Below are 1,714 nucleotides of genomic sequence, written 5' to 3'. Positions count from 1 at the left end.
TTACTTTATTTATACTTTTACAGCAACGTATGTTTGTATAGAAATGTTGATACCTATGGCATCAAACAATCGTAGTCTCGATAAAGAAGAATTAAAAGGATTATGAAAGAACTTTTGATATTTTACTTTTCCGGTACTGGAAACGCACGTCAAGTTGCGGAATGGATAAGAGAAAGTGTTGTGAGGAAGGACCTGAAGTGCTCCCTTTATGATATATCTCGGACAGACGTCAGTGAGATCACCATAAATAGTGATACTCATATTGGAATAATCTCCCCGGTACATGGATTTAATTATCCTCATATCATGCTTGATTTCATTGGAAAATTCCCTAAAGGGCACAACAGGATAATACTGATGGATACTAGAGCAGGTATGAAAGTAGGACGTATAGTGACTGTGGGTCTTACCGGTATTGCCTTTTACTTATCTGCATTGAGGCTCTTTATGAAAGGTCATAAGATAGTAGGAATGATACCTTTTGACATGCCTTCAAATTGGCTATCAATACATCCTGCCCTGAGAGGCAAAGCTCTGGATTATATCTATGACAAAAATCATCTAAGAGTGGAGAAGCATGTCAAAAGACTCTGTGATAAGGGCAAAGACTTTACCGCCTTACGCGAATTTGTTCAGGATTTACTCATATCACCTATCGCTTTGCTTTATTATATTATTGGTCGGTTTTTTATTGCCAAGACCTTCTATGCATCCAATAGATGTACTCATTGTAACCGATGCATCGAGCAGTGCCCCAATAGTGCCATCATAAAGAAATCCGGACATCCTTACTGGACATTCAAGTGTGAAAGCTGCATGAAATGTATGAATATTTGTCCTGCAAGAGCTATCGAGACTTCTCACGGGTTGGTACTTCTTGCCATATTGTTTACTTCCCTTATTTCTTCTTCTGCCATATATGCCCTTCTTCCACCTTTATTCGATGAAAAGTGGTTCAATTTTCTGGTGATAAACATCGTGCTATTCAGCGTAATGGGACTTCTTTATCACTTACAGCATTATTTGATTAGAACAAGACTGGTCGGTAAAATAATACGTCTATTCTCACTCACGCATTTCAGATGGTGGGGTAGATATACCAAAAACGATAGTTGTTACTTACCAAGTAAAGGTAAAGATCTTTAAGCAATTCACTACTTTATATATACAAAGGAACACCTTACAAATTGTCATAAATAATATGACCTATTTATTGTGCTGAACTTAAATTTCTTTATCCTAAGGCTTAGGATAATAAAACTAAGCCTTAGGACAATAATCCAAAAGCATAAAACAAACAATGATTCGAAAAACCGATCATTATCGGTATATAAACAAATAAGGATACATCGAACAATGTATCCTTATCTGTTGTAGCGGGACCCGGGATTGAACCGGGGACCTCATGATTATGAATCATGCGCTCTAACCAGCTGAGCTATCCCGCCAAATTATCTTTAAAAAAGACCGCCAAGAGTGGAAGCCTCCTAACAGTCTATGCTTTTAATTGTAGCGGGACCCGGGATTGAACCGGGGACCTCATGATTATGAATCATGCGCTCTAACCAGCTGAGCTATCCCGCCATAATTTCGAATTGCGGGTGCGAAGATAAGGTCTATTTTCGAATTTTCCAAGTATCATAAGATTTTTTTCAAAAAAGAGCACTCAGAGGCTTGTAACCCATACACGAAAAAAAATCCTAATAAAATAATA

Annotated in this window: 1 protein-coding gene and 2 tRNA genes; 1 reads left to right on the top strand and 2 read right to left on the bottom strand. The window is 37.7% G+C overall.

Going from position 1 to position 1,714, the window contains the following annotated elements; translation table 11 throughout:
* Window positions 1–102 precede the first annotated feature (102 nt).
* Window positions 103–1,146, top strand: a complete 1,044-nt coding sequence (locus JCM15092_RS14230; RefSeq protein WP_024995220.1) for an EFR1 family ferrodoxin — start codon at window positions 103–105, stop codon at window positions 1,144–1,146.
* A gap of 228 nt (window positions 1,147–1,374) precedes the next feature.
* Here JCM15092_RS14230 and JCM15092_RS14225 read toward each other — a convergent pair.
* Window positions 1,375–1,448: transfer RNA gene (locus JCM15092_RS14225), tRNA-Met, on the bottom strand.
* A 62-nt stretch (window positions 1,449–1,510) separates the two neighbouring features.
* Window positions 1,511–1,584 (bottom strand) — tRNA-Met (locus JCM15092_RS14220).
* Window positions 1,585–1,714: the final 130 nt, after the last annotated feature.

This window comes from Phocaeicola paurosaccharolyticus JCM 15092 (genome assembly GCF_000613805.1).
Lineage (GTDB): Bacteria > Bacteroidota > Bacteroidia > Bacteroidales > Bacteroidaceae > Phocaeicola > Phocaeicola paurosaccharolyticus.
The sequence above is the reverse complement of the archived record's forward strand: the minus strand, read 5'-3'. Positions and strand labels throughout refer to the sequence as shown.